This window comes from Pedobacter frigoris (genome assembly GCF_005116445.1).
Lineage (GTDB): Bacteria > Bacteroidota > Bacteroidia > Sphingobacteriales > Sphingobacteriaceae > Pedobacter > Pedobacter frigoris.
Genome location: NZ_SWBQ01000002.1, coordinates 801,958 through 824,773, shown reverse-complemented (window position 1 = coordinate 824,773; position 22,816 = coordinate 801,958). Strand labels below are relative to the sequence as shown.

Annotated in this window: 18 protein-coding genes; 13 read left to right on the top strand and 5 right to left on the bottom strand. The window is 41.7% G+C overall.

Features of this window, described 5'->3' with window-relative positions:
- Nucleotides 1-42 precede the first annotated feature (42 nt).
- Genes FA047_RS10105 through FA047_RS10050 form a run of 12 tightly spaced genes read left to right on the top strand, consistent with a single transcriptional unit; the run spans nt 43 to nt 14,774 of the window.
- Complete coding sequence (locus FA047_RS10105; RefSeq protein WP_136835913.1) at nt 43-843, top strand: TIGR04325 family methyltransferase; 801 nt, start codon at nt 43-45, stop codon at nt 841-843.
- On the top strand, nt 836-1,843 hold the full coding sequence (locus FA047_RS10100; protein WP_136835912.1) for a glycosyl transferase: 1,008 nt from the start codon (nt 836-838) through the stop codon (nt 1,841-1,843). The genes FA047_RS10105 and FA047_RS10100 overlap by 8 nt, the downstream gene beginning before the upstream one ends.
- Nucleotides 1,827-2,213: a sugar 3,4-ketoisomerase gene (locus tag FA047_RS10095; RefSeq protein ID WP_136835911.1), complete on the top strand. Its 387-nt coding sequence runs from the start codon at nt 1,827-1,829 to the stop codon at nt 2,211-2,213. Before FA047_RS10100 ends, FA047_RS10095 begins: the two co-directional genes overlap by 17 nt.
- On the top strand, nt 2,210-3,292 hold the full coding sequence (locus tag FA047_RS10090; protein WP_136835910.1) for a DegT/DnrJ/EryC1/StrS family aminotransferase: 1,083 nt from the start codon (nt 2,210-2,212) through the stop codon (nt 3,290-3,292). Before FA047_RS10095 ends, FA047_RS10090 begins: the two co-directional genes overlap by 4 nt.
- Before the next feature lie 57 nt (nt 3,293-3,349).
- Complete coding sequence (locus FA047_RS10085; RefSeq protein WP_136835909.1) at nt 3,350-3,835, top strand: CHRD domain-containing protein; 486 nt, start codon at nt 3,350-3,352, stop codon at nt 3,833-3,835.
- Between the two features lie 3 nt (nt 3,836-3,838).
- On the top strand, nt 3,839-4,477 hold the full coding sequence (locus FA047_RS10080) for an RNA polymerase sigma factor (protein WP_225872692.1): 639 nt from the start codon (nt 3,839-3,841) through the stop codon (nt 4,475-4,477).
- 10 nt (nt 4,478-4,487) lie between these two features.
- Nucleotides 4,488-5,477 carry a FecR family protein gene (locus tag FA047_RS10075; protein ID WP_136835908.1) on the top strand — a complete coding sequence of 330 codons (990 nt, stop codon included), beginning with the start codon at nt 4,488-4,490 and terminating at the stop codon, nt 5,475-5,477.
- Nucleotides 5,458-8,013, top strand: a complete 2,556-nt coding sequence (locus FA047_RS10070; protein ID WP_136835907.1) for a TonB-dependent receptor — start codon at nt 5,458-5,460, stop codon at nt 8,011-8,013. Before FA047_RS10075 ends, FA047_RS10070 begins: the two co-directional genes overlap by 20 nt.
- 1 nt (nt 8,014) lies before the next feature.
- The gene (locus FA047_RS10065; RefSeq protein ID WP_136835906.1) at nt 8,015-8,854 is read left to right on the top strand and encodes a DUF4249 domain-containing protein; all 840 of its coding nucleotides are present in this window, start codon (nt 8,015-8,017) and stop codon (nt 8,852-8,854) included.
- 51 nt (nt 8,855-8,905) lie between these two features.
- On the top strand, nt 8,906-10,744 hold the full coding sequence (locus tag FA047_RS10060) for an AsmA family protein (protein ID WP_136835905.1): 1,839 nt from the start codon (nt 8,906-8,908) through the stop codon (nt 10,742-10,744).
- A 49-nt stretch (nt 10,745-10,793) separates the two neighbouring features.
- Complete coding sequence (locus FA047_RS10055; protein WP_136835904.1) at nt 10,794-12,593, top strand: hypothetical protein; 1,800 nt, start codon at nt 10,794-10,796, stop codon at nt 12,591-12,593.
- A 42-nt stretch (nt 12,594-12,635) separates the two neighbouring features.
- Nucleotides 12,636-14,774: a prolyl oligopeptidase family serine peptidase gene (locus tag FA047_RS10050; protein ID WP_169304377.1), complete on the top strand. Its 2,139-nt coding sequence runs from the start codon at nt 12,636-12,638 to the stop codon at nt 14,772-14,774.
- Nucleotides 14,775-14,901: 127 nt separating this feature from the next.
- On the opposite strand, the gene FA047_RS10045 is transcribed toward FA047_RS10050, so the two are convergent.
- The 5 genes from FA047_RS10045 to FA047_RS10025 all read right to left on the bottom strand — a co-directional run bounded on the left by FA047_RS10045 (nt 14,902) and on the right by FA047_RS10025 (nt 21,539).
- The gene (locus FA047_RS10045) at nt 14,902-17,022 is read right to left on the bottom strand and encodes a S9 family peptidase (protein ID WP_136835903.1); all 2,121 of its coding nucleotides are present in this window, start codon (nt 17,020-17,022) and stop codon (nt 14,902-14,904) included.
- Between the two features lie 91 nt (nt 17,023-17,113).
- Nucleotides 17,114-18,178, bottom strand: a complete 1,065-nt coding sequence (locus FA047_RS10040; protein ID WP_136835902.1) for a branched-chain amino acid aminotransferase — start codon at nt 18,176-18,178, stop codon at nt 17,114-17,116.
- A gap of 70 nt (nt 18,179-18,248) precedes the next feature.
- A complete protein-coding gene (locus FA047_RS10035; RefSeq protein WP_136835901.1) occupies nt 18,249-19,220 on the bottom strand; it encodes a tryptophan 2,3-dioxygenase family protein in 972 nt (323 codons plus the stop codon).
- 47 nt (nt 19,221-19,267) lie between these two features.
- Entirely contained in the window at nt 19,268-20,566 is a 1,299-nt protein-coding gene (locus FA047_RS10030; RefSeq protein WP_136835900.1) for an HAD-IB family phosphatase, read from the bottom strand.
- 1 nt (nt 20,567) lies between these two features.
- Entirely contained in the window at nt 20,568-21,539 is a 972-nt protein-coding gene (locus FA047_RS10025; protein WP_136835899.1) for an NAD-dependent epimerase/dehydratase family protein, read from the bottom strand.
- Between the two features lie 75 nt (nt 21,540-21,614).
- Here FA047_RS10025 and FA047_RS10020 point away from each other — a divergent pair, with 75 nt between their 5' ends.
- Entirely contained in the window at nt 21,615-22,796 is a 1,182-nt protein-coding gene (locus tag FA047_RS10020; protein WP_136835898.1) for a formimidoylglutamase, read from the top strand.
- Nucleotides 22,797-22,816 lie beyond the last annotated feature (20 nt).

Sequence of the window (22,816 nt, the reverse complement as noted above, 5' to 3'; positions counted from 1 at the left end):
TGAACAAACCATTGTCTTGATATCAGAATCTGATATCAATATATGCTGAAAAGACTTTTCTCAAGATCTAAAAAGAATCCGTATGGTTGGTTTGGGGATTATTCATCCTGGTCTGCCGTACTTGAGAAAGCCGGCGGATATGATAAAGACATCATATTAGAACGTACAAAAAATGCATTGCTAAAGGTAAAAAATGGTGAGGCTGTTTATGAACGTGATTCGGTAACTTTCGATAAAAAAGAATATCCTTATGCCTTAATTGCTTTTCTGCAACTGAGCGCTTCCATAAAGAAACGGCCCATTCATGTTTTGGATTTTGGCGGCTCTCTGGGAACCACATACTACCAGGTAAAGGATTTTTTTACTGCTGAACAGTGTGCGAGCTGGAATATTGTAGAGCAGCCTCACTACGTAGATTGTGGTAAAGCAAATTTTGAAGACCAGACTCTTAAATTTTATAAATCTATTGAAGAATGTCAGGCTGAAAAAAAGGTTGATCTGGTATTGCTGTCCAGCTCTGTTCAATACCTGGAAAAGCCGCATGCTTTTCTGAGTAAACTGGCATTGTATAATTTTCCTTTCATTATTTTCGACAGGACAGCCTTTAACAATAGTCCGAATGACCGCCTGACATTACAGGTTGTTCCGCCTGAAGTTTATCCTGCATCTTATCCTTCCTGGTTTTTCCATGAAGAATTTTTTCTAAGCCACTTTTCCAATCAATATAAAGTAATAGCTCAGTTCCCTTCTTATGTAGAAGGTGAAGAGATTATGTGTATAGATGAAAAGCCGGTGGCAACCAACAAGGGTTTTTACTTAATTAACTTATCTGAAAATGCTTAAATTCTGTACGTTATTTAACGCTGCTTATTTATCCCGCGGTCTCGCCATGTACAATTCACTTGAGCAACATTGTGAAGATTTTCATCTTTATATTCTTGCTTTTGGTGATGACTGTTTTGAGGCAATGACAAAGTTAAATCTATCCAATGCGACCATCATCAGTCTAAAGGAATTTGAAAATGAAAAGCTGCTTGATGTAAAAGTAGGGAGGACGGCAACTGAATACTGCTGGACCTGCGCTTCTTCGTCTATCAAATACTGCATTGGAACGTATGACCTGGACCATTGTACTTACGTTGATGCTGACCTGCTTTTTTTCAGTAACCCAATTGCATTGTTTAATGAAATGGGTGAAAAGTCTGTTCAGATTACAAAACACAGGTATACACCCTGCTTTGACCAGTCTGAGACCAGTGGAATTTACTGCGTTCAGTACATGACCTTCAAAAATAACAAGGAAGGAATGGAAGTGTTGAACTGGTGGGTAGATGCTTGCCTGGAATGGTGTTTCTGCAGAATGGAAGATGGAAAATTCGGAGATCAGAAATACCTGGACAACTGGCCGAAAACATATAGCTGCGTGCAGGAACTTAAAAACCTGGGCGGGGGTGTAGCTCCATGGAATGTGCAGCAATATGCCTTTAAAAACGAATCGGGAAAAGTGAAGGGCACAGAGTTTTTTAGTAATAAGAAGTTTGACCTCGTATTCTACCATTATCATGCGTTTACCTATACCTGGAATAATAGCTTCAGATTGACAGGCGATACTTATCCGCTGAACAGCAACCAGATTAAACATGTCTATAAGCCATATGTGCTGGCCTTGTCGAAAGCCGAACAGATGATAGCTCACCTCAACGAAGACATCATGTGTTACAAAAGCTCAGAGGAAGGTGTATGGATCAAAAAGGTGATCGGACGTGCATTTTTATATACCGTAAGGGGATTTCATAAACAATATTACTCCAGAAGATTTTTTCAGTATGGCTTCTTTAATTAATCTTAAAACGTTTACGGACGACAGGGGAAACCTGACCGTAATTGAAAAGGTAGTCCCTTTCGACATCAAAAGGATCTTTTACATCTATGGTGTAGATGACAGCGAAAGGGGTGGTCACCGACATTTGAATACCATCCAGGCGGCGATTTGTATACGTGGGCATTGCATCATTTATAGCAACAATGGCATCAGTGAGTCTAGTTTTTTACTGGATTCTCCTGATAAATGCCTGCTGATACAGCCCGAAGACTGGCATACCATGCATAGCTTCAGCGATGATGCCATATTGATGGTACTCGCATCTGAGTATTTTGATGCGCAGGATTATATACATACACCTTATCCTTTTCAATATAGCAAAGCAGTATGATCGCATATGAAGACCTTTATTTGCTGAATGAACCGTTTATGCAGCAGTACCGCGAAAGTTTTGCGGACAGCCTGGATAAGGGGTGGTTTATTTTGGGCAATAAAGTGACTGCATTTGAAACGGAATTTGCCAGCTATTGTGGCGGCGGGTATTGTGCCGGACTGGCTTCAGGATTGGATGCCTTGGTGCTGGCACTTAAGTATTTTGAGTTTCCCGAGGGATCGGAAGTCATCGTGCCTTCAAATACTTACATCGCTACAATCCTCGCGATTTACAACAACGGGCTGGTGCCGGTATTGGTGGAGCCTGATATCAATACTTATAATATAGATCCGCTGAAAATAGCGGAGAGGATAACGGATAAGACCAGGGCCGTCATGGTAGTGCATCTGTATGGCAAATCTTGTGATATGGGTACAATAATGGATATCGCAGACAAACACGGACTCAGGGTAATCGAAGATTGTGCACAATCCCATGGCGCAATGTATAGAGGAAAACAAACCGGAACTTTCGGAGACTTTGGAGCATTTAGTTTTTACCCCACCAAAAACCTTGGTGCGTTAGGCGATGGTGGTGCATTGCTAAGTGCTGCTCCGGACCGGATTGAAAAAATAAAAGCCCTGAGGAATTATGGTTGTCATGAGAAATACTACAACAATTATGTAGGTGTCAATTCAAGACTGGATGAAATACAGGCGGGTTTTTTGTCGGTAAAGCTGCCTTTTCTGAATCAGATCAATGCGCATAAAAGAAAGCTTGCTGACCTGTACCATGAAGGATTGAAAGAGGATTTTATTCGTCCTGTAGTGCATGAAGATTACCATGATGTATACCATATTTACGCAATCAGACATCCAAAAAGGGATGAACTGAGGGCGTATTTGCTGAAACATGACATTAAAACAGAAATACACTATCCGGTGCCTCCTCATCATCAGCAAGCATTAAAAAATAAACTGGATGGAGCGTATCCGGTGTCTGAATTGATTCATCAGACTACTTTAAGTTTACCTGTTTCGTATTGCCATAACGAGCAGCAAATCAGAAAAGTAATTGATGTGATGAATGCTTTTTAGGAATAGGTTATAATATCTGAGAATTTAGTATTTTAGTCCTGAGTTAAAATACTTGAAATGAGGGGTAATGTAATTTGGTTTTTTTTACTGAGAATGGCTGTAGTCGTATTGCTGGCTGGTGCCGTTGGCTGTAAAAAAAATATAGCCAATGAAGACGATACAAGGATTAAACCTCCGGTGAGGACTTATATCGTGACGGCCAGGATAGATAAAAAAGGAACAAACAGCAGTTCGGAAGGGACTGCCGTTTTAAAAGGTGAGTATGATGAGCATACAAAATCGCTTGATTATTCTCTTGAATATAAGAATATAGATCCTCAGCTGATCGCTTTCAGGAGCGGTGCGAAAGGATCTGTAGGTACTTTGATAACTGAAATATATAAGAAAGGCGATGGAAAGCCTGTAGCAGATCCGATAAAAGGCAGCCTGGTGCTGACTCCGCTACAGGAAAGAAGTTTGCTGAAAGGACAATGGTTTGTTGTGGTAAACACGCTGGTCATGACCCCTGAAATCTCTGGTGTGCTCACATTCAAGCAGAAATAGAGCATGAGATTGAGAAGAGAAATGATCAGTCCGAAAGAGGAAGATGCTGCCTTTATTGATGCGATAGTACATCGCGATAAAAAGCAGTTTGAAATATTGTATAAAAAATATTATCAGCAATTGTTTGCCCTTGCATACAGGTATGTAAAACAGCAGCAGGTTGCAGAAGAAATAGTACATGATGTATTTATAAAAATATGGAGTAAGGCCAGTGAGCTGAACATTCAGTATTCGATGAAGAGCTATCTGTTTAAAGCAGTTGTGAATTCATCATTAAACTATATCAAAAAAGAAAAAATGGATACAGAGAAAAAAATGGTATACCTGTCTGCACATGATGTGGTGCCTGATGAAGGAGAGCGTGAGTCTGAAGAGGCTTTGCTGGCCGGACTTGAGGCTGCGCTCGAGCTTTTGCCTGCAAAATGCAGAGAGGTAATGTACCTGAGCCGTTTTGGAAAGCTGAAGCAAAATGAAATTGCCAGCCAGCTCGATATCTCTGTAAAAACAGTTAAAAATCACCTGACTTATGGATTTCAGAAGTTAAGGGATCATTTAAGTCAACACAAACAAATCATCATATCACCAATTACGGTCTCTGCTTTTTCAGCGCTCTCGACACTCTCGATGTTGTTAAAGTTTTAAATCATCTCCCATGGAACAATTTGAAACAAACGAAGAATTTATATACTCACTGATCATCGATGATCTGGACGGAACCATTTCCGCAACAGATAAGGTCATCCTGGACCAGTGGAGAAATGCTGCTGATGAAAACGAAAGGACTTACAATGACTTTCGTAACATACAGCTTGGAATGGATAAATTGTACAGTAGACATAGCACTGACCCGCAATTGTCCTGGGAAGCTTTGGATCAGAAAATAGCCTCAGAACCGCCGACTGTTGTAAAATCAGGTAATATTAAAATGTGGTACAAAATAGCCGCCGCAGTGCTGGTGATTTTATCGGTAGGCTATTACTTCGTGCTTGACAGCGGGTATGTGGTGATCCGTACAGAGGATAATGCAGCCATCACTCGTGTGGTTTTGCCTGATGGAACAGATGTTAATCTGAATGCCTCTACTGTCGTAAGGTACAATAAAGCAGATTTTTTAGATGACAGGAAGCTTGAATTGTTGAAAGGTGAAGTCTTTATTCATGTAGCGAATCATGAGCTCAAGTCGCAGTTTAGGGTTGCAATGGGTGAGCTAGAGGCACAGGACATCGGTACCAGTTTTAATATTGAAAAGCAGGATGGAAAAATTGCTGTGATAGTTGAAGCGGGGATTGTAGCCTTGAAACATGCCCCGACAGGAAAGCAGGTAGTGCTTGAGAGTGGTAAGCTGGGGGTTTATAATGAGGAGACCAAAGAACTGAGTACACTGAACAATTCGGATCTGAACTATAAGGCATGGATAGACCGTAAATTTACTTTCGTCGAAATCCCCTTAGCTGAAGTAGCGAAACAAATGGAAAAGGTTTACCTGATTCCAATCAGCCTAAAGGGAGACGGATTGAAAAATAAGAAGCTAACTGCCCGGCTACACTACCAGACTTTGGATAGCGCACTTGCTGTTATTTCCGCATCTTTACAATGCAAAGTGACGAAGGAGAGGGATAATTATGTTTTATCGGATAAGTAGACCTGTATTTCTAACATTTCTTTTTTTTATATTTTGTGGCATACAGTATGCTTTTGCACAGCAAAAGGAATTGCTTGAGACTCCTGTAACCATTAATTTGCCGCCGGATTCTTTAATCAGGTCACTTTCTAAACTGGAATACCAGACCAGAATCAATTTCGCTTTTAATCCTGATTTGCTCCGCAATAAAAAAACTGAAGGGTTTAGGTTCGTACATACCCCTCTTCGGAGCCTGTTGACCAGACTCTTGTTTGGTACTGGTCTGGGGTATAATCTTGTCGGAAATGATATTGTGATTTCTCCTCAGAGGATCATACTGCGGACCGTACATGGTCACGTTAGGGACAATTCTAATGGAGAGGAACTGATAGGGGCAACAGTACAGATCTCCGCATTGGAAGCTGGTGTCAATACCAATCAATATGGCTTTTATTCACTTTCTGTACCTGAAGGTAATTACCAGTTGCTCATTTCCAGTTTGGGCTACCAGTCTAAACTGATCAATATTCGTTTGGATGCCGACAAACAGGAAGAGATTGAACTTTCGCTTCAGGAGCGTAAACTGGAGGAGGTGGTGATCAGAAATTCCAGGGCTACTCCTAATCCTATTTTATTAAACGAACAAAATTATGCTGCCAAGCAGCTCAACAATGCACCTTACTATGCCGGGGAGACCGACGTGATGAAGAGGCTGCAAATGGAAAATGGAATTAAAGCCATTACAGAGGGGAGTTCCGGATTGTTTGTTAGAGGAGGGAATTCAGATCAGAACCTCATTCTTCTGGACGAGGCTATCGTATATAATCCTTCTCATTTGTACGGACTGGTATCTGTATTTAATTCTGACGCGGTAAATAACCTTCAGGTTTACAGGGATTATATGCCAGCCAATTTTGGCGGAAGATTGTCATCGGTTATTGTCAACAGGATGGCAGAGGGTAATAGTAAGGAATTTCACCTGAACGGCGGTGTAAACCTTATGTCGGCACGGGTTGCCGCTGAGGGGCCAATCGTTAAAGACAGGGGTTCTTTTATTGTCGCATACAGGCGCAGCTTGCTTGATGTTTTTCAGAGTAAATTCAAACTGTTCAATCCCAATTCAGTGTATTACGACCTGAATGCGAAGGCCAACTTTAAAGTTGATAAAGACAACAGTGTGTTTTATTCGGTTTATTATGGCAAAGATCACCTGTTGTCTGAAAATTCATATACTAATGAATGGGGCAACCTGACTTCAACATTGAGATGGAACCATATTTTTAATTCCAGGGTATTTTTAAATGTCTCTGCGATTTATAGCAATTACAGTAACCTGCTGGATCTGAATGCGGATACCTTATCGCAAAAAAGCCAATGGAGTACGGCCGTAAAAGACCTCACTTTAAAAGCCGATTATACCTATTACAGAAGCCCTTCCAATCAGATCAAGTTTGGTATTTCTGGTATCTATCACTCATTTGTACCAGGTGAAATGTATCGTCAGGAGGCATTTGAATTTAACATTTCAAGAGATAAATCTTACGAATCTGCAGTGTATTATTCACAACAAATGATCTTGAGTAAATCTTTTGAATTGAATTACGGGATGAGGCTGGGTGTTTTTAGAAATGCACAGGAGAAACGTAATGTCTTCGATGAAAATGGCAACAGGCTGGAGCAATATGAACATAAAGTCTACTTTAACCCGGAACCCCGGATCAACATCAGTTACCTGCCTCAGGCCAATCAAAGGTTCTTTATCACCTATAACCTGAATTATCAATATCAGCAGCTGATTCAAAACAGTACCCTGGCATTTTCTTCACTTGAGCCCTGGATCCCGGCATCAGTAAGGATCAAGCCACAGAGGTCTAACCATCTCGCGTTGGGTTACCGATATTCGCCACAGGTGTATATCATTTCTGCCAATGCCTATTATAAGAAACTGGACCACCAGCTGGACCTGATTCCTCATGCGCAGATCATTCGCAACCCTGACATCAGAAATCAGCTGAGGTCGGGAAGATCAGATGCCTGGGGAATGGAGTTCGAATTGAATAAGACCGAGGGAAGGTTTTCAGGTTCACTGGCCTATACCTATTCCAAAGTGTACAGGAAGATTAAAGACCTCAATTTCGGAGAAAGGTTTGTTGCAAATTATGACATCCCCCATGAATTAAAATTGAGTGCAAAGTTTGAACTGAGTAAGTCCTTCTCCTTCCAGTCATTTTTCACCTATTCTACAGGAAGGCCACTGACTTTGCCGGTAGGTTATTACCAGCATGATGGCTTGAATGTGCCCATATATGAGGGAAGAAATACTTCCAGGTTTCCGGACTTCAGCAGGCTTGACCTTTCGGCGCAATATAAACTCAAAACAAGGATTGCCGGCCAGCGTTTTATGGGACATACCTTTTCAATTGGGGCATATAATTTATATAATCGAAAAAACCCCTTATATTACCATTTGAATTCTTCTTCTTTTGGATCAGAAAAGAGTACCACAGAATATGGATTCGGATTTTATCCCTGGATTGCCTACAGCTTTAAGATATAATATGAACAGGTGCTGGATATATTTTTTGCTAACAGGATTGCTGATTGCTTTTGGCTGCAAGAAAAGTGCGCTTGATGATAATTCTTTTTTGAAGCCTGTAAGGCAGTACGATATGGCCATTGAAGGTGGTATCAATACCCGGACCACTGATCAATATATCAGACTGACCAAGCCTGCCCTTAGTCCGGATTCGTCGCCCGTGCCCATCAGAAAGGCAGTTGTGGTAGTGAATGATGGAAGAACGGACATTGCTTTTAAAGAAGTCGCCGCCACTCCGGGTGTGTATGTAGGCCTGACCAAAAGTGATCCGAACTACAACAAGGCGTACATACTCACGATTAAATACAACAACAAAACTTATACTGCTGTAGATACATTAAGACAGGTGGTCAATATTATTGATGATTTTCTACCCTTGTCGACTAGGGCGATGGCAGATAAATCTGTGAATGGGACCATACCCAAACATACATTCGGTTATTTGAATCCTAATAAATGGTACATTTCATACCCTGATCTACCGTTATGGAATCCGTCTAAGTTTGACCAGAGTAAATACTACAGCTATACCCATATATTAGGATCGCCGAATTCCCTTTATCCCTTGAATAATTTGAAAAGAACATTTGCAGTGGGGCAGGATGATTACATCTCAATCTATAAGATCTCGCTTTCTGAAAACTATGCCAAGTATTTGTATTCTGTGTTTATGGAGACCGACTGGAGTGGATTATTCAGCAGCGTGCCGGTTAACGTTGAAGGAAATGTATCTGGCAACGTACTGGGATATTTCTCAGTAAGTGACGTGGATTATCGAAGATATAAAGCCAAAGAGCTGTAACCTAAACATTGTGGCCCTGATATTGTTGATATTACTTATACTCACAATATTATGGCAACAAATCGACCAGGGAAATACAAAGTGCTCAAATGGGTAGGAGGCATCTTCGGTGTTTTACTCATTCTGATCGCTGCAGCTGCAATCTACTTAAGTGCCAAATGGAAGCCTATGCTTACTGAAAAGATCAAGGAGGGGGTTTACAATGGCTCACATCGTCTTTACCGGATAGATTTTAAGGACATTCATTTAAATCTCTTGACAGGCAGTGCCTCCTTGGATAGTGTGACGCTAATGCCGGATACTGTCGTGTTCAACCAGTTGAAAGCGCTAAAACTGGCGCCGGTACATTTGTTCCAGATCAAACTTGCCAGATTACGGTTGAGTCGTGTAGGTGTGCTTACTGCTTATTTTAAGAAGAGGATAGAAATGAATGCAATCGTGCTGGATCACCCGTCCATTAATATCATTCACAATAAGGTTGTAAAGCGACCCGATACTATAAAGGAGGAAAAGAGTTTATATGAGCAAATTTCCAAAACCTTAAAATCCATCCACGTTAAGTCCATTAAAATTGTGGATGCGGATCTGGATTACATCAATGGCGCGACATGGAAACCCCTGAACTCTATAAAACACCTCAACATCAATGTGAAGGATTTGCTGATAGATTCGCTTGCTCAGTTTGATACCACCAGGTTTTACTATACAAAAGACATCAGCTTTGAGCTGACCGGCTACAGGTCTACCGGTAAGGACAAGATGTATACCATGAAGATCGATACGGTTAAGGGTTCTGCAGCGGGAGGAAATGTTGTTGTAAAGGGATTTCAGATGATTCCGCTTCATCCTGACCTGGCTTTTACCAGGATGTATAAATACGGTAAGGACAGGTATGACCTGAAGTTTGATGAGATTAGGTTTGCTGGGGTAGATTTTGCGAAGTTAAACAGCGATGGGGATTTTCATGCCAGGTCGCTAAAGATCGGGCCGGCAAAAGCAGGGATATTTGTCAACCGGGAACTTCCCCCGCCCCCGGGTCTGGATAAGGTGAGGAATTTCCCTCATGTAGCATTGAAAAGAATGCCCATCCCAGCGATGGTTGATAGTGTGAATCTGGAGAATGTAGACGTGGCTTACACCGAGTACAATCCCATTAGTCAGAAGCGGGGAACAATTTATTTTCAGAACCTGACCGGAAACATTACCAACCTCACCAACGACTCTTTGCGCCTGTCGCAAAATAATCATGCCATTGCTCGTCTCCATGCTATGGTCATGAAGACGAGCAGGATAGATATCACAATAGATTTTAACCTTACGGATAAAAACGCGGCTTTCAGTTATAGCGGAAAGGTAGCGCCGATGAATATGACGGTACTGAATCCGGTAGCAAAAGATATGGGATTGGTAGAGATTGAAAGCGGCAAGATGCAAAGTGCAAGTTTCAATATAAAAGCAAATGCTTCAGGGTCTTCGGGTCTGGTTCGGTTCAATTATACTGATCTTAAAATTAAGCTGCTGAAAGAGGGAGAAGAGGGAGAACCGATCAAGAAAAAAGGTCTGCTTTCTTTCCTGGCAAATAGCCTCCTGATCAAGGATGACAACCCTTCTAAAGGCGAAGCCCCAAGAACCGCAAACATTACTTTTCAACGGACTTCCGCAGCGTCATTCTTTAACCTTCTTTGGAAAAGTTTTTTTATAGGTATGAGAGAAATCGTAGGCATTGGCATCGTGCCGGTGAAAACTCCTGAACAGGCATTGGAAAAGGTAAAGGATAAGAAGGAAGAGCGCAGAGAAAAACGTGCTGAGCGCAAGGCGGACCGTGAAAGAGAGCGTCTAAGAGAGCGTAAAAAGGACGAAGAGAAACGGGCTGAAAAAGAAAAGAATTAAGGCCTGTTCAACGGGAATTAATTTGTATCTTGGAATAAACCCCCTGCCTATGACCAAGAAAGTCCGAAAGAGTTACAATTCACTAAAATGGGTATTGGGTATCCTGCTCTTCGGTATTTTGTTGCTGGTCGCTATGTCCTGGTATTTAGGTGTTAAAATTCAGCCTGTGATCAAAACACAGGTGCGTACCATGGTTTTGAACGCTACCGATAGTCTTTACAGAATAGAATTTTCAGACGTAAGCACCAATTTCATCACAGGCTCTGCTACATTGAACGATGTTACCATCATACCTGATACAGTGGTATACAAGAAACTTACCGGCTTAAAATTAGCTCCAAATAATATTTACTACGTGCGGCTTAAAAAGCTAATGGTAAAGAATTTTCATCCCTGGAATGCTTTACGTTTCAGAAAGCTAAAAATAGACGTACTGCTTTTTGATAATCCGGATGTGGTGATGGTCAATAAACAGTTTGATTTCAATGAATCCAAAAGAGCGTATCCCGATAAGTCGCCTTATGACTATATTTCAGGATACCTGAAGGAACTAAAAGTGAAGACCATTGATTTCAAAAACATCAGGTTTAAATACGTAAATAACAATACTAAAGTGCCGCAGGTGGATTCCATTAAAAACCTAAATATCACGCTTAAGAACTGGCTCATCGATAAGAACTCTGCGAAAGATGTAAACCGCTTTTACCTGTTAAAGGACATTGTCATCAACCTCAATAATTACTCCTTTGCTACACCTGATAGTTTATACCACCTCAATCTAAATGAACTTAATTTTTCTGCTGCTTCCGGAAAGCTTTATATCAAAAGCTTTAAGGTAGTGCCTCGTTATGATGAAATGAAGTTTGGGCAGGTCGCAGGCTTTGCTAAAGACAGGTTCAATATCGAAATGAGTGACATGAGCCTGGAGGGAATTAACCTGCCGCTTTATATACGCAAGCAGGAACTGTATGCAAAAGAGATGAATATCTCCAATGGCTTTGTTCATGTATTCAATAACAATGCTTTACCAAAGGAAATGGAAACCAGGATCGGTAAATACCCTCATCAGTTGCTTCAGAAAGTAAAGGGCCTGGTTACGGTGAAACAACTTAACTTGAATAATGTAGACATCAGCTATGCTGAATTTGACAGGGACAGCAAGCAAAAAGGAAAGATTACTTTTGAAAAGACATCAGGAAGCATTACTAATGTCACAAACTCAGCCGTAGTAAAGGCACAGAATCATTATATGTTTGCCGGTCTGACCAGTTATATGATGGGGCGGGGCAGGCTGGACGTGAATTTCAGGTTTGACCTGAATGCGACGGATGGCGCTTTTACTTACTCCGGTAAACTGGGGCCGATGGATGGGCGTGTGCTAAATAGGATTACCAAGCCTTTGGGTATGGTAGAAGTAAAAAGCGGTAAAGTAAGGCAGCTTGATTTTAACATTAAGGCCAACGATTTGGAGGCCTCTGGAAAAGTGGATTTTGCCTTTAAAGATCTTTCAGTAGCCTTGTTGAAGAAAGATGAAGCACAGGGTCGTTTGGTAAAACAAGGTCTTATGTCCTTCTTGGCTAATGCAATGGTCATCAATTCCGATAACCCAAATGCTGCCGGAGTATCGCTCACCGCACCGATCAAATATGAAAGAGTAAAAACCGCTTCATTTTTTAATTTTATTTGGAAGACCTTGTTTCAGGGGATCAAATACAGTGTAGGTGTGACCCCTGAGAAAGAAAAGAAAATCAAGTTGCAGATCGCCAATTTTGAACAGATGAAATCTGACCGGGATAAGCGGCGTGCAGAGCGACAGAAGCGTAAAGCCAGGAAAGAAAACAGAAGATAAATAGCTATTTTAGTGCTTTCATTACTTATAAAATATATACCTATGAATTTTTTAAAGCAAGGCCTTTGGTTGATGGCTTCATTCTGTTCATTAACTGCTTATTCACAAAACAACAACCAACTGAAATCAACAATGACCTATCCTGAAACGAAGAAGACTGACGTAAAAGATACCTATTTTGGAACTGTAGTTGCTGATCCTTACCGGTGGCTGGAAGATGACCGTTCTGAGGAAACCAGGCGTTGGGTAGAAGCGCAAAATGCGGTAACACAGCAGTTCATGGCAAAGATCCCTTATCGCAATGTGATTAAGGAACGTCTTACCAAACTGATGAACTATGAGAAATATTCCAGTCCGTTTAAGGAAGGGAAATACACCTACTTCTATAAAAACACAGGACTGCAGAATCAAAGCGTTTTATACAGACAGGAAGAAGGAAAGGAAGCTGAAGCATTTCTTGACCCCAATACCTTTTCTAAAGACGCTACAACTTCACTGGCTGGATTAAGCTTTACGAAGGATGGGAGTATGCTGGCTTATCAATTGTCTGCAGGTGGTTCCGACTGGACCAGTATTGTCGTGATGAAGGCCTTAAATAAGAGCCTGATAGGAGATACGTTAACGAACATCAAATTTTCAGGCGTAGCCTGGAAAGGGAACGATGGGTTTTATTACAGCACCTATGATAAGCCTAAAGAAGGCAGCCAATTGTCCGGACTGACCCAATACCACAAACTTTATTATCATAAGTTGGGTACTGCCCAAACAGATGATGTGCTGATCTTTGGCGGAGAGAAAACACCAAGGAGATATATCGGTGCTTCATTAACTGAAGATCAGAAATACCTGGTGATATCTGCCGCGAATTCTACCTCCGGTAATGAACTGTACCTTCAGGATTTGACTAAGCCAAATGCGCCGATTGTTACAGTAGTGGGTAATTTTGAGAAGACCCACGATGTCATCGATAATATTGGTACTAAGTTATACCTGTATACCAATCTCAATGCGCCTAATGGACGTATTGTGACGGTGGATGCTGCGAATCCCCAGCAGCAGAACTGGAAGGAATTTTTAAAGGAGACAGAAAATGTATTAACTCCTTCTACAGGCGGAGGGAAGCTTTTTGCCAACTATATAAAGGATGCGGTGTCGCTCGTACTGCAATACAACATGGAAGGCAAACTGGAACATAGCATCACATTGCCGGGGATAGGTACTGCAGGAGGATTTGGTAGTAAAAAGACGGAAAAGGAGCTGTATTATACGTTTACCTCTTATGTATACCCGCCTACAATATTCAAATACAATGTGGAAACGGGAAAATCTGAGGTGTATAAAAAAGCAGGAGTAGATTTTAATCCTGCGAATTATGAATCCAAACAGGTATTCTACGCCTCTAAAGACGGCACGAAGGTACCAATGATCATTACTTATAAAAAGGGCATCAAACTAAACGGAAAGAATCCTACTATACTTTATGGTTACGGGGGCTTTAACGTGAGCCTGACCCCGGCATTTAGTACCGCTAACATTGTATTGCTGGATCAGGGTGGTGTTTATGCTGTAGCTAACCTGCGCGGAGGCGGTGAATATGGAGAGAAATGGCACCTTGCCGGTACAAAGCTAAGTAAACAAAATGTTTTTGATGATTTTATCGCTGCTGCAGAATACCTCATTTCTGAAAAGTATACTTCTAAAGATTATCTTGCAAGTATGGGGGGCTCCAACGGAGGATTACTGGTAGGGGCTACCATGGCACAGCGTCCAGACTTGTTTAAAGTTGCTTTCCCTGCGGTTGGTGTGATGGATATGCTTCGCTACCATAAATTTACTTCAGGGGCAGGCTGGGCATATGATTATGGCACGTCGGAGGACTCAAAGGAAATGTTTGATTACCTGTACAAATATTCGCCTGTACACGCCTTGAAAGCAGGAGTGAAGTATCCGGCTACGTTGGTGACGACCGCTGATCATGACGACAGGGTTGTCCCTGCGCACTCCTTCAAATTTGCGGCTAACCTGCAAAAAGATCAGGTAGGTGGTGCACCGGTATTGATCGCCATCCAGACCAATGCCGGTCATGGCGCAGGAAAGCCGACAGATAAGGCAATTGAAGAGATCGCCGACCGCTGGGCGTTTATGTTTTACAATATGGGAGTTATTTATAGAGACCAGTAAAAATGAGGCTGTTTTAGCATTTAATTATACGACACGTCATCCTGAATTTTTCAGTAGCATTCATTGATTTTTGTCTTCAAGAATACTACGTATTTTATTTCAGGATGACGAATGCGCAAAATATTAACTATTTCAGCCACTCTGCAGGAACAGGCTTGTTCAGTAAATTCTGATAATAGAAACGGGCGCGTTCTGCACCGTCATGAGGTGTTTTTACACCGCCCCATCCATGTCTGCCACCCGGATAGATCATCAGTTCAAAATGTTTGTTTGCATTCTGCAATTTATCTACCAGCTGAATGGTATTTTGCATATGCACGTTGTCATCCATATCGCCGTGCATGATGCGCAATAAGCCTTTGTAATTGTCAACGTAAGTCAATACTGAGCCATTTTTATAACCTTCCGGATTTTCCTGCGGAGTATCCATGAAACGCTCAGTGTAATTGGTATCATACAATTCCCAGCTGGTTACCGGAGCACCTGCATAACCGAAATCAAAAACATCAGCACCTTTAGTTAGGGCCAGACAAGTCATGTATCCACCATAGCTGTGACCGGTAATCAATAGTTTTTTATTGTCTACCCATGGTTTCGCTTTCAGCCATTTCCCAGCCGTCGCATAATCTTTCATTTCCCAGTTGCCCAGGTTGCGGTGCATCAATGCAACACCTTCCTTGCCAAACTGTCCCGATGCACGGTGGTCTACTGAGATCTGAACAATACCCTCATTGGCCCATAACTGGTTGCCCGTACCTTTCCAGGTATTTGTTACCGTACCTGCATTTGGTCCGCCATAAATGCTCATTACAACAGGGTATCTTTTGGTTTCATCAAAATCGGTAGGATAGGTAATTACTGCAGGCAGGTTATAACCATCTTCTGTAGGAATGGTGATCATTTCCGTCTTTCCGAATTTATAATCAGCAAAATCATCAGCTTTGCTATCACCAAGTTCCTTAATGATTTTGCCCTTATTGTCCAATAATGTTTTTTTAGGCGGAGTAGACACGTTAGAATAAGTCGTGATAAAGCTGGTTCCGTTTGGAGACATCAATACCTGGTGGGTATAGTCGCCAAATGTCAGACGCTTTAAGTTTTTGCCGGTATAGCTTACACTATAGAAATCGGTTCTTGTAGATGCCTCTTTACGTGCAGTAAAATAAACCACCTTATTCTTCTCATCTACATGAACAAGATTCGTCACCTGCCATTTGCCGCTGGTAATTGGGTTTACCAGTTTTCCATCTAAAGTATACAGGTAAAAGTGTGCCCAGCCTGTTTTGTCACTTTTAAGAATATAATGTTTTTTATCTTCAAGGTACTCTATACGGCCATCATAATCCAGATCAACCCACGATGGCTGCCTCTCGTCATAAATTTCTTTCTTCGCTCCCGTAGCGGGATTTACCGAATAGAATTTCAGGTTGTCCTGTCCCCGGTTCATCCATTGAACCATCAGGTTGCTACCATCAAAACTCCAGTAAGGCGTTCCGAAGTACTGGTCGTCTTTCTCATTGAAATCAGCCCATATCACTTTGCCACCTGTTACGGGAACAAAGCCTACCTTTACCTCAGGGTTGGGATCCCCGGCTTTAGGATAGCGGGTTTTTTCAGTATAGCCGTGTTGTCCTGTCGACCCATTGATCGGAAACATTGGAACCTTCGTGTCATCAAAACGCATGAAAGCAATGTTTTTACTGTCGGGAGACCACCAGAATGCTTTATAATTGGTAGATCTTCCCAGGATTTCCTCATAATATACCCATGACGACCAACCGTTGTAAATGACATCAGTGCCATCATTAGTATACCTTGTTTCTTTACCTGTGGCTACCTCAACTGCATATAAGTCGTTATTGCGGGTAAAGGCTACATACTTTCCGTCAGGAGACAACGTAGGGTTTTTCTCTTCATCTTTGTCATTGGTAAGACGTTTTACTTCTTCTGAACCATATTGAATGAAGATGTCGCCATTTCTTACGTTAACATTAACATTACTCTTTGGAGGAGCAGTATAAGGTGTTTTTGCTCCTGATTTAATATCTACAGCATACATTTTCCTCTCTTTCGAATCAATTTCAATGTAGTGCGAGTCGTCGCTCCATCCATTGGTTATTGGAATTGGTTTCGTAAGAGAGGGTTGGCGTCCAAGTATTTGTTGCTGCGTAAGTTTTTTGAGTTGTGCCTGTGCGGATATATTGATGAATAATGACATGGCTAAACTGGTCAATAAAATTCGTTTCATACTGCTGATACGGTTTGTTTGATTTGAGGGGTGGAAGATAAGCATAAAAAAAGCGCCTTTAAAAAGGCGCTTTGTAAAATGTGTGATGCGATTAAAGCACAAAGTTCCATCCGAATTCATCAGGAACGATTCCATAACGAATGTCATTTAATGTTTTTGCAATATTTGCAGAAACAGTACGGGTAGACACATCAGCTAAAGTATATACTTTACCCTGGTATCCGATTTCACCGATCGGTGTAACTGTTGCTGCGGTACCGGCTGCAAAAGCATCGGTTAACCGTCCGCTTTCTATCCCTTCGATGACTTCTTTTACGCTTACACGTCTTTCTTCAACTTCAATTCCGGCTTTTTTAGCCAGTTGAATAATCGTGTCGCGGGTTACACCGTCCAATACTGTACTTCTCACAGAAGGAGTAACTAACTTACCGTCAATTACGAAAATCAGGTTGGCAGTTCCGGCTTCTTCAATATACTCATGAGATACCGCATCTGTCCAGATCAACTGATCAAAACCTTCTTTTTGGGCTTCAGCAAATGGGTAGAGAGAACGCGCATAGTTGCCGGCAGTTTTGGCAAAACCAACTCCACCTTCATCAGCACGTGTGAATTCAGTTTCTATTTTAACTTTTAACGCTTTGCTGTAGTAAGGTCCTGTAGGAGTAGTCAATAGCGCAAAGGTATATTTATCAGATGGCTTAACACCAAGATATGGATCAGTAGCAAACATCACCGGACGTATATATAAAGAATAACCTTCTTGTGCAGGTACCCATTTTTCGTCGATATCGATCAAAGCAGCAATACCCTGCATGAAAATATCATGAGTAATGGCTGGCATGGACATACGGTTTGCCGACTTATTGAAACGCTCAAAGTTTTTATCCGCTCTGAATACACTGATTTTATCATCAGCCTGGCGATAAGCTTTCATGCCTTCAAAAATCGCCTGTCCATAATGAAGTGCAGAAATTGCAGGGCTCATTAAGATTGGTCCATAAGGCAACACCTGTAGGTTAGACCATTCTCCGTTATCATATTCCGCAATAAACATGTGATCGGAAAATACTTTTCCGAATGGTAATTGAGAGAAATCTGTTACCGTTAATTTGCTTTGATCAGCTTTAGTGATCGTTATATCCAATGTCTCGTTCATTATTGTAATATTTCGTAGGGGCAAAAATAAGAAAATTGCCCCTTTTATTCGCTTTTATTTTGTAATAAGGTTACGGTTGTTGCTCATTTTTAAGTGTTTTCAATACACTAAGCACCCATCCCTTACCCCATTCTTCCATTTGGTCTTCCGTCCAGAGGAAAGGATAGAAGATCCTTTTCTGAAAGCGTGGAGGCAGGTACTTCTGCCAGTTCGTTCCGCCCGTAGCAGCAATGTCTACCGGATCTTTTTCCAGGTACCTTACCGCCGACTTGTAATGTGACAGCGGCCATTCTACGTTCACGTACAAATCCAGTTTTCTAAGCTCTTCTGCCAATGCGCTTACATCCTGACCTTCAGCAGCCAGTTTATGGTATAACGCAGAGAAATTAGTATGCTCCCTGTCCTTAGCCAGTTGCCGGAATTGTGCAGCATATTTATTGATGAATTGTTTTAAGGTCAGGGTTTGTTTCCCCGTCGCCAATTCTGTAGCGCCAAACTTCCAGTAAATGTGTTCGAATTGCTCATCTATTGTTGCTGTGACCAGGTCAGACCTTTTACTCTTGTCTACCAGCTGTATGAAACTGGCCGCACTGATTTCTATCATGCGGTACTGACCGGATTGGAAACCGCTTGCTGGTAATAATGACATCCTGAATTTCAGGAACTGTTCTTTTTCCATTCCGTTTACCATCACTTCAAAAGAAGTAGTAAGTGCATTGAAATATGCATTGATCCGTTTTACACGATCAGTAATAAATTGCGCGGTTAAATTCGGATGTTCTGCAATTTGACGGCATTCATGCAGAGAAAGCTTAAAATACAGTTCCGTGATCTGGTGATACATGATAAAGATCTCCTCGTCAGGGAAAGGCGTTTTTGGGCTTTGCAGGCTCAATAAAGTATCGAGATGAATATAATCCCAGTACGTTAAGAAATCTGCATACAATAAACCATCCAGGTAGGCCGACATGTCCTGGCCCATTGCAGCATATTTCTCCTGCAACTGATCTAGTTTATCTTTAATTTGTGGTGTTAATTCCATTACAGTAAGTTAGTTGCCGGCAAATGTAATAAAACCGGGACTGACAGTTAATATAAAACCCTAAACTTTATTGTGTGTTCAATTTTCTTAAGGGATTTAAACAACTGTTTGTCGTACTCCGCATTGATGTCTGTGATCACATAACCGATCTCCGGGTTCGTCATCAGGAACTGCCCGACAATGTTGATGTCGTGTTTCGCAAAAATGGTGTTTACCTTGGCCATAATTCCCGGTACATTTTTGTGAATGTGGATGAGCCTGTGCGATTTTTCAATTCTCGGTAGCTGAAGGTTCGGGAAGTTACTGCTTAGATAAGTAGTTCCGGTATTCATAAAGTCAATCATTCTCTTAGGGATGAAATCAAGATTACGCGGGTTGTTCTTCGGGTCTTCAAATACCACAACCCCTTGCTGTATACAGGTCGCGATATCGACCCTGCCTTTTGAATTGCCCAGGTAGCCGATGGTTTTCAGTTTTACGGCACGTTTTAATTTTTCAAGTTCCAGCTTCTCGCCATCTGCCAAAAGCATCATGTGCACATCTGCCACGTATTTTTCTTCAAATGTCTCTTTATGACGGATAGAAAAACCATCTTTTTTTAACAGTTCTATGCTCAGCGGGTTTACCTCTCCTATGACAAGACAAAGAATCCTGTTTTTAGGATAGGAAATGGCCCTTGGCAGGTTATTCACATATAAAAACTCATCAAAGCTGGGCGTAATGTGATCCGCTTTTTTGACAATGCTTTCCCTTGAAATGTTCTCTGTAAAAGCATAGAATTTTTTGATCAGTCCGCTTTCGCGAAGCTGAAAGTCAGAATACCCATCGCCAATGCCGTATAGATCCCCTTCCAGGTTCAGCTGCTGCATTAGTTTAACTTTTCCACCTTCTTCACTTAACGGGTTGGAATGGTCGTAATCGATGATCTTTCCATCACCTGTGGTTACGAACGTATTGGCATAGATGTTCTCCTTTTTAATGTGGTACTGACTCACCACAGGAGTAATGAATTCTTTGAACCCACCGGAAACAATCAATACTTCATCAGCATGTTTTTTAAAGAACTCCGCATTGCGGGAAAATGAAGCAGATACTTTTTTCTTCAGTCTGGTAATCAGCTGCTTCAGGTGATCTTCTGTAGCTTCCAGTAATTTTACGCGCTGGGCAAGGCTTTCTCCAAATGAAAGTTTTCCTTCCATTGCCAGGTTGGTATAATCTTCGATTTTCTGAAATATAGCTTCTTTTTCAGGATGCTTTTTCAGAGAGATTCGGGCCAGCTCATCCAATGCCTCTACCTGTGTAAAGGTGCTGTCGAAATCGATGATGTAAATGTTCTTTTGCTTCATATCAATTGTTTTTTAACCGCTCGCAAACTTCTTCAATACTTTGCTTAAGTGGTTTAAATGCTATTCCGGTTGTGTGTTTTATTTTTTCGTTGCTGTATAAACTTTCATTGAGACTGCTGCGGGCGGCATCACTGGTGAGGGCGGCAGGCTTTCCTGTAAACATGGAGGCTAATTTAGCCGCTCTCCATGCAATACCCAGCATCCAGGGCCTCGCTTCTTTTGCCGGTGCTTTTACCCCAAATCCTTTGGCTATTTCTCCAAAGAACTGCTGGTAATGATAATTCTCTGCAGAGATGGTATAACGTTCGCCACTTTCCTTGCTGTTCATCAGCAGGATCATACTTTTCGCCACATCAGCTACATCTACAATCCCTGTCGCGCCCCTGGTATAAAAAGATAAACCTTGTTTTACCAGTTTAAATATGGCGCCGCTTCCCTCAAATCCTGCGCCCGGACCGATGATCACTGAAGGGTTTACAATGACAGCATCCAGGCCTTCAGCTATGCCGCGCCATACTTCCATTTCACCTTCGTATTTAGAAATCGCATAACTGTGCGATTTGGAATCATATTCCCAGAAATCCTTTTCCGTGATCAGAGAAGCCCCTTTTTTGGGGTTTCCCAGCGCTGCTACCGAGCTCACGTGTAGCAATCGTGCATTATACTCAGCACAAAGATTTACCACATTGCTGGTGCCTTCAATGTTGATCTTTAAAAGCTTTGTTTTGTCTTTCGGGTTGAATGAAACCAGTGCCGCACAGTGATATACCTGGCTGATTCCTTCGAAGGCATCATCCAGAGCAGAAAGGTCGTTAATGTCTGCCACAACCCATTCTACCAGGCTGTTGTCCTTTATTAAAGCAGGTAAAACAGAGTGCTCCCGTTTTAGTCCTCTTACCTTTAAACCTTGTTCAGTTAACTGATGTATTAATTCTGCTCCTAAAAATCCAGTAGCACCGGTAACCAATATCATTTCATTTTTTTTAGGATGTTCATTAAAATATGCTCTCAAAAATAGATATTTGATGCCATACATTTATAGTGCAATATGTCTTTATCAGATTTTTTTTCACCCTTAAGTCCGGACAAATTTACTCCAAAAGCAGGTTTTTATACCAGTCAGCTTGGTTTAAAGACTACTTTTTTTGTCGATAAATTTCCTGAACTTGACGAAAACGCTTATGATATTGCCATTTTTGGTGTTGAGGATGACCGTGCCGCGGTCAATAATGAAGGCTGTGCACTGGCTCCTGATTATTTCAGGGCGCAGTTCTACACTTTAAATGAGGGACCTTACACGACCAGGATCATTGATCTGGGCAATATCCGGGCCGGAGCATCTATCTCCGATACCTATGTTGCCGTAAAAATGGTCGTAGCCGAATTGGTGAAGCTAAACATCGTGCCTGTGATTATTGGCGGCGGACAAGACATTACCTATGCGCAGTACCTTGCTTATGAGGAACTGGAACAAAAAGTAGATCTGGTGGTCGTAGATCATAAATTTGACCTTGATGAAGACGATCAGGAGGGACTGGCGGCCAAGTCAGACACCTACCTGAACAAAATACTTTTACACCAACCCAATTACCTGTTCAATTTCAGTAATATCGGCTACCAGACCTATTATGTAAATCAGGAGAGTTTAAAGGTGATGAGCAAGCTGTATTTTGATGTACACCGACTCGGAGAATTTGCCGATGATATTTCCTTGACGGAACCCATCGTCCGTAATGCAAATATGATCAGTTTTGATATCGGAGCCATCCGTTCTTCGGATGCGGGTGCCAATTCAAATGCAGGTCCGAATGGCTTTTATGGAGAGCAGGCCTGTCGCATTTCGAGATATGCAGGTATGAGCGATAAGCTCACTTCGATTGGCTTCTATGAATTTAATCCTGCTTTTGACCGCAACGGACAAACAGCCATGTTGCTGGCCCAAATGGTCTGGTACTTCATGGATGGGTACTACAACCGTAAAAAGGATTTTCCGCTTATGCCTAAATCACAATACTTAATTTACCGGGCCAGTCTGAATGATGGTACGGGAGAACTGCTGTTTGTAAAAAGCAAGAAATCAGACCGCTGGTGGATGCAGGTTCCATATCCTACAGGGATTTCAAAAAACGAGCGCTTTCATTTGGTGCCATGCCGTTATGAAGATTATACAACCGCTGTAAACGGAGAAATGCCTGATCTGTGGTGGCGAACTTTCCAAAAGCTACTATAATTTTACAATCAGTTTTACGT

What these genes read in the sequence shown, in the direction of transcription:
- FA047_RS10105 (WP_136835913.1), top strand. Translation starts at nt 43, where the DNA reads ATGCTGAAAAGACTTTTCTCAAGATCTAAAAAGAATCCGTATGGTTGG.
- FA047_RS10100 (WP_136835912.1), top strand. Translation starts at nt 836, where the DNA reads ATGCTTAAATTCTGTACGTTATTTAACGCTGCTTATTTATCCCGCGGT.
- FA047_RS10095 (WP_136835911.1), top strand. Translation starts at nt 1,827, where the DNA reads ATGGCTTCTTTAATTAATCTTAAAACGTTTACGGACGACAGGGGAAAC.
- FA047_RS10090 (WP_136835910.1), top strand. Translation starts at nt 2,210, where the DNA reads ATGATCGCATATGAAGACCTTTATTTGCTGAATGAACCGTTTATGCAG.
- FA047_RS10085 (WP_136835909.1), top strand. Translation starts at nt 3,350, where the DNA reads ATGAGGGGTAATGTAATTTGGTTTTTTTTACTGAGAATGGCTGTAGTC.
- FA047_RS10080 (WP_225872692.1), top strand. Translation starts at nt 3,839, where the DNA reads ATGAGATTGAGAAGAGAAATGATCAGTCCGAAAGAGGAAGATGCTGCC.
- FA047_RS10075 (WP_136835908.1), top strand. Translation starts at nt 4,488, where the DNA reads ATGGAACAATTTGAAACAAACGAAGAATTTATATACTCACTGATCATC.
- FA047_RS10070 (WP_136835907.1), top strand. Translation starts at nt 5,458, where the DNA reads ATGTTTTATCGGATAAGTAGACCTGTATTTCTAACATTTCTTTTTTTT.
- FA047_RS10065 (WP_136835906.1), top strand. Translation starts at nt 8,015, where the DNA reads ATGAACAGGTGCTGGATATATTTTTTGCTAACAGGATTGCTGATTGCT.
- FA047_RS10060 (WP_136835905.1), top strand. Translation starts at nt 8,906, where the DNA reads ATGGCAACAAATCGACCAGGGAAATACAAAGTGCTCAAATGGGTAGGA.
- FA047_RS10055 (WP_136835904.1), top strand. Translation starts at nt 10,794, where the DNA reads ATGACCAAGAAAGTCCGAAAGAGTTACAATTCACTAAAATGGGTATTG.
- FA047_RS10050 (WP_169304377.1), top strand. Translation starts at nt 12,636, where the DNA reads ATGAATTTTTTAAAGCAAGGCCTTTGGTTGATGGCTTCATTCTGTTCA.
- FA047_RS10045 (WP_136835903.1), bottom strand. Translation starts at nt 17,022, where the DNA reads ATGAAACGAATTTTATTGACCAGTTTAGCCATGTCATTATTCATCAAT.
- FA047_RS10040 (WP_136835902.1), bottom strand. Translation starts at nt 18,178, where the DNA reads ATGAACGAGACATTGGATATAACGATCACTAAAGCTGATCAAAGCAAA.
- FA047_RS10035 (WP_136835901.1), bottom strand. Translation starts at nt 19,220, where the DNA reads ATGGAATTAACACCACAAATTAAAGATAAACTAGATCAGTTGCAGGAG.
- FA047_RS10030 (WP_136835900.1), bottom strand. Translation starts at nt 20,566, where the DNA reads ATGAAGCAAAAGAACATTTACATCATCGATTTCGACAGCACCTTTACA.
- FA047_RS10025 (WP_136835899.1), bottom strand. Translation starts at nt 21,539, where the DNA reads ATGATATTGGTTACCGGTGCTACTGGATTTTTAGGAGCAGAATTAATA.
- FA047_RS10020 (WP_136835898.1), top strand. Translation starts at nt 21,615, where the DNA reads ATGTCTTTATCAGATTTTTTTTCACCCTTAAGTCCGGACAAATTTACT.